We start from the raw sequence: 5,394 nt of genomic DNA, 5'->3' as shown, positions 1-5,394 counted from the left end.
TAAAGATGCTAGCAACGTTATTACTACTTTTGAAGTCATTTGACTGTCCTCTATAGAAAAATCGTGGTAGCAAACCTCTTCCATCAACTGTTACATTAGCTTTTATAGACTTTAGGGATTCTGCTTTTTTGCTTAAAAAACTATTTACAGATTGAATATTCAAAATAGAACCTCCTATAGATATAAGCAAGCACTCTGATAAAATGAATCAATTACCGTATTTTTATGCTCAATGTTCTTACTAAGATGACTTACGTTAATACACTAATCCAGGTTAGAATGAAGTACACTACTGATTTAAAAATATGTTTCTAAAAGAATTATATCTCTGTATAATGAATCAAGTAGAGAAGTTAAGGCGGTGGCTATTTCCGATCGGAGGCGGTGCTTATGGTGTTAAACCTTTAAAGCCCATAAATCCTAACGAAAGGAGTAGCCTAAGTGTCCGTTTCGGACGCTTTACAATTAATGCTAGCTTTCGGTACATTTATCGTGGCCTTGATTGCATTAATTGTTGAGCTGATCAAAAGTCAGCAAAAAAAATAATCCGTCTTAGCTTTTGGCAGGGCTAACGGATTATTTAATCTATTATTAAACTAAAGGTTGAAAGTATCAAATAGACCGTAACCATTGATGTCAAACGGTTATGGCACGGTATATTACTAGTTTCCACTTCATTGAGCATTACCGAGTAGCCTGGCCAGGCTACTCGGTAATGCTTTTATAAATTCGTCAAAAATAATAGTTAATGTTTCAACCGCCATGTCGAGTTTTTCACCTAGACCAGTAATTGTTTGTATCAGCCAATTCAACGCACTTACTAACTTAATATCAGGCAACGGTCGTCCATAATCGAAGAATAAGTCACCCAGCGTCCTGTCGTCCGTATTTTCACGTTGCGCCAATGCAAGGACGTCATAGCTTAACATGACCATTGCTAGGTGACCGCAAAGCCCATCATAGCTTTGGACTTGAGTCTGATCAAATTGCAGGTATTGTTTAGCGACTTTAAAATAACATTCGATCTGCCAACGCCGACCGTACATCTGAATGATTGCTTCTGGTCTTAGGTCAGTCATTGTGGTCGCCAACACAAGATATTGATCAGCCTGGCCACGTTTGGTTACGAAGACTAACTTCATTGGGATTTTTTCGCCATCAACTTCAAATGTGACGATTGGACTGTATAGATAGCTATCCTTAATTGGCCATTTACTGCGCCGTAAGTTAGTGTATAAAGTCTTAATATCCATTTCTCGGCCACGATAACGAAAATAGACTTTTTTAGTTTTTTTCAACAAACCAATCCCATGACAATGACGTTTTAGCAATGCCGCAAACATACGCGGTGATGCATACCAGCTATCGAATAAGACGTACTTGGCCTTGATGCCGGATTTGATTGCATCATCTACTAATTCTAAAGCGACATCGGTCATTTTACGGGTTGCCTGTGTACGTCGTTTCGCGGCCAGTGATCGTTGATCACTGGACTTAAGGTGCCCAAACCGATTTTTGGCGTGGCTTGATGACATCAAGGCAAAGTTCAGCGGTAAAAAAGTATTGCCGTCACTCCAGCCTAAAGTTAGTGTCCTAAAGCCTTTAAAATACTGCTGTTTGTCGTGGTCAAAAACACGAGCTAATAATTCAGTTTTGCGTGAAAATTCACGTTTAAACAGTGAATCATCAATGATCAAGGCTTGTCGCCGTCTTGGATCGGTAAAATGTTGCACGTATTGGATCAAATGGATCGCTAATAGCTGAACTAGCCGTTGCCAATTAATATGTGGATCATTTAGACAATTGCGAACAGTTCGTTTTGAAAAATCATTAGCCTTTTCTGCTCTGAAAATGGAGTAACGATTAAAGATGGTGGTTAATAACCACTCAAATAAGCGTTCAGTTTTAATACCGCGCGATTTATGGATATTGACACGACGCAAAATAGCGGAGAGATGGACCAATTTTGAAAAATGAGCAAAAGAATGATGAATATCAGTGTCATTGTATTGTATAGTAGACATAGGCATGAAACTCCTCTGTATGGTTTTTGTTTAGACGCTTTAAGTATACAGATGTGAATGGTTTCATGTCTATTTTTGTAGCAAAAAAGTCCTAACAGATCAGGGCTTAAGTGGAAATATTAACTTTCAACCTTTAGTTAAAACGACATCCGTGGTCTTAGTCGGGTAGGCGCCGGCCATCACTTTGTAGTGCTTCTTGAGAAAGCTGGTCTTGCCCTGATTATCAACCGGGTAGGAGGAAACGCCAATGCCCGCTGAACTTGCCAGTGCGCTCGACATGTTCAGGCTGCTAGATTTAGACTGACTCTCGTTAGACAGCCGGACCGGCTTGATCTTACCGTTCACATCGCGTAGCAAGTTCATACCGGTCGTGTACGTAATCCCGACGTTCTTGCTGTATTTTGGATTGAGCTTTTTCACATAGGTCACGTAGCTCTGCGTGATTTTATTAGTATGTTGCGCCTTATCCTGGTCACTGATCTGCGCCACAACGGACTTTTCCTTAGAAAAATGTTCCTTCTTGCTGGTGTCATTGGCCGTGGTCTGGGAGGTGGCAGTTTGTGAAATCGTTACTGGATACTGGGCCAGGGTATTGGATTGCGTTTGATCGATCTGTTTCTGGAACCCATTTGAAAGGGCGAGAACGACTGCGATTCCGATGATGCCAATACTGGAGGCAAACGCCGTCAGGAAGGCTCGCCCCTTCTTGGTGCGGATATTGGTAAACGACAGTTTCAACGCCGTCCAGTAGGTCATTTTCGTCTTGGTTAGATGAAACTGTTCGTTTTCCTCCAGCTCATTGTAGGGGTTCGTGTCATCCACGATTTTCCCGTCTTCGAAACGAATGATCCGGTCGGCGTATTGGTCGGCGAGGTCGGGGTTATGGGTGACCATGATGACGAGGCGCTCTTTTGACAGCTCCTTAATGATCTGCATAATTTCTTGACTGGTCTCGGTATCCAACGCGCCGGTCGGTTCGTCACATAGTAAAATTTCCGGGTCGTTGGCGATTGCCCGCGCAATGGCCACCCGTTGCATTTGCCCACCGGACAGTTGGTTCGGCTTCTTATACATATGGTCTTCCAACCCGACACGTTTCAGCGCTGAAATGGCCTTTTCCTTTTTCTCGGCGGCGGGCACACCACTGAGCGTCATGCCCAATTCAACGTTGTCGATGATACCCAGGTGACCAATGAGATTATAACTTTGGAAAATGAAGCCGACCGAGTTGTTCCGGTACGCGTCCCAGTCGGAGGCTTTGAACTCCTTGGTGGACTTTCCCTTAATAATCAAATCGCCGGAGTCATAGACGTCCAACCCGCCAATATTGTTTAACAACGTGGTCTTCCCAGAGCCGCTGGGGCCAAGGATCGCGACAAATTCCTGTTGCCGAAATGAGACGGACACATCATCTAACGCCTTCGTGGTCGTGTCGCCCACCTGATAGTATTTTTTAAAATGTTGCAGTTCGAGCATGTGATCCCCTCCATTTTTTGAAACGGATGTGTGGGTAAATTCAATAATGTAACCGATTTCACACAGTTGTTTAATTCTGATTATAGGGGTTGGGATTGGAAAGTCAACGAAGAACGCGCCAGTCAAAAAAGACACCGACTGCAATGGTCAGTGCCTTTAGTTAACGATGTCTTACTTTTTATCAACCGTAATATCCCGACTGTTTTCAAGAATCTTAGTCCCCTTGATCGATTGCAGATGCGCAATGTCACCAGTGAATTCGAAGCAGCCAAGGTACTTGCCGTCTTCATCACGGATAGCGAAGTATGAAATGTAGACCATCTTACCCTTTAATGGCAGCCAGAATTCAAATTGGTCACGAGTGCCGGCGTGGAATTCCTTGAGGATCTGTTCCACTTTATCGCTGGCTTGCTTTGGGTGGCATTCCAGCACTTCTTCGCCAACTTGTTTTTGCGTCCGGCTGAAAATCCGGTTGCCGTCATCGGTGAACCACTTGAAATGGTCGGTGGCGTCCACGAAGTCAACTTCGAAGGGCAGGGTGTTCAACAGGACACGCAGGGCTTCCAATGGAATATCGCCAGTGGGGAAGTGTAAAACGTCATTGCTGTCTAAAGTCACTTTTTTATCAGTCATGTTAATTTCCTCCTATATATGAAGCGTTGTTAGTGTTCAGAAGCACCGGTCGTGGCGTCAGCCGCAGCCGGTTGGTCTAAATCAGAAGAGTAGTCACTGGTCGTTTCCTTTGATGCCCCCGTAGTTGCATCATCGTGTTCGGAAGCACCAGTGTTGGTGTCCGTTTCCGGCTTTGGATCATCTAAGTCTGATGAGTAGGTGGGCACATCGTCTGATTTCTGAGATGCGCCAGTAGTGGCATCCGCTAGTTTCTCGGAAGCACCGCTAGTGGCATCCGTTCCCGCAGCCACCGGCGTGTCTAGATCAGACGAGTAGGCCATGCCGTCAGCCGGCTGTTTGGAAGCACCAGTCGTGGCATCAGCGGCCTGAGCCGGGTAGTCGAGGTCGGATGAGTAATCTGACGCCGTATCCTTTGAAGCACTTGAGGTCGCATCAGTATGCTTAGAAGCACCAGTCGTGGTGTCGGTCGTCGGCTGTGTCGATGCATCCAAATCAGAGTAATAGTCGAGGCCACCAGCTGGTTTCTTCGATGCGCTCGCAGTCGCATCGGTCTTCACAGGGTGGTCGAGGTCAGACGAATAATCTGGCGTGGTGTCCTTTGACGCGCTGGTCGTGGCGTCTGGTTGCGCGTCACCAGTTGGCACGTAATTGAAGCCCATATAACCGGTAAATTTGTTAAAACAGTGGTCTAACCACTTAACGGCCAATGGATCGGCCAGTTCGTCACCGTTAAAGGCCGCAGCAACGTTGGTCAGGACAAACTGATCACCGGTGAGTAACCCAGCGTTCAGTTCGGGCGACCGCAGAATAGCTGAAAGATTGTCGAGTGCGTCGTCAACGCCCTGGTCATCCAGGGATGCGCCAATCAGCATCGTTGGCTTGTTTTTAAACGGATGGCCCGCCACCGCCAGCCAATCAAGCACGGAACTTAAGGCTGATGGAATGGCATGGTGAACCTGTGGGGTGCCAATGATTACCCCATCTGAGGCAGTAATAATTTCAGAAATGGCTGAAACCTTGCTAGGAACTTCACTGATATCCTCAGAAAAAAGCGGAATGTCGTTTATCTCACAAAGCGTGATGTCTGCGTCGCTTGAAAAGTGTGTTTTCAGGTAATTTAACAGCTGACGGATGTAAGATTTTTGCGAATTCGTTCCGACAATGGCAACTAATTTCAATATGACCCCTCCTCGTATTATATAAATAATCAATCAATTAACAGCTTAGACGTTGCGTGATATTCTCTAATAGTTCATTGGAT

General features: G+C 45.1%; 4 protein-coding genes and 1 pseudogene. 1 reads left to right on the top strand and 4 read right to left on the bottom strand.

The annotated features are described in order from the left end of the window. Positions 1 to 468: 468 nt before the first annotated feature. Complete coding sequence (locus tag FFM80_RS14775; RefSeq protein ID WP_076661461.1) at positions 469 to 546, top strand: putative holin-like toxin; 78 nt, start codon at positions 469 to 471, stop codon at positions 544 to 546. A 128-nt stretch (positions 547 to 674) separates the two neighbouring features. Here FFM80_RS14775 and FFM80_RS14310 read toward each other — a convergent pair whose 3' ends face one another. From FFM80_RS14310 to FFM80_RS14295, 4 genes and pseudogenes are all read right to left on the bottom strand, one after another. Then, a complete protein-coding gene (locus FFM80_RS14310) occupies positions 675 to 2,024 on the bottom strand; it encodes an IS4 family transposase (RefSeq protein ID WP_100070955.1) in 1,350 nt (449 codons plus the stop codon). 138 nt (positions 2,025 to 2,162) lie between these two features. Beyond that, positions 2,163 to 3,500 (bottom strand): annotated as a pseudogene (locus FFM80_RS14305) (ABC transporter ATP-binding protein); the annotation flags it as partial. A gap of 171 nt (positions 3,501 to 3,671) precedes the next feature. Then, the gene (locus tag FFM80_RS14300; RefSeq protein WP_099722335.1) at positions 3,672 to 4,133 is read right to left on the bottom strand and encodes a PAS domain-containing protein; all 462 of its coding nucleotides are present in this window, start codon (positions 4,131 to 4,133) and stop codon (positions 3,672 to 3,674) included. Positions 4,134 to 4,162: 29 nt separating this feature from the next. Then, on the bottom strand, positions 4,163 to 5,311 hold the full coding sequence (locus FFM80_RS14295) for an NADPH-dependent FMN reductase (protein WP_171001127.1): 1,149 nt from the start codon (positions 5,309 to 5,311) through the stop codon (positions 4,163 to 4,165). Positions 5,312 to 5,394: the final 83 nt, after the last annotated feature.

It is taken from the genome of Lactiplantibacillus dongliensis, from assembly GCF_005405105.1.
Classification (GTDB): domain Bacteria; phylum Bacillota; class Bacilli; order Lactobacillales; family Lactobacillaceae; genus Lactiplantibacillus; species Lactiplantibacillus dongliensis.
This window is presented reverse-complemented; position numbering and strand designations above follow the sequence as displayed.

Excerpts from the sequence above, each read along its gene's own strand:
- FFM80_RS14310 (WP_100070955.1), bottom strand. The coding sequence starts at position 2,024 with ATGTCTACTATACAATACAATGACACTGATATTCATCATTCTTTTGCT.
- FFM80_RS14300 (WP_099722335.1), bottom strand. The coding sequence starts at position 4,133 with ATGACTGATAAAAAAGTGACTTTAGACAGCAATGACGTTTTACACTTC.
- FFM80_RS14775 (WP_076661461.1), top strand. The coding sequence starts at position 469 with ATGCTAGCTTTCGGTACATTTATCGTGGCCTTGATTGCATTAATTGTT.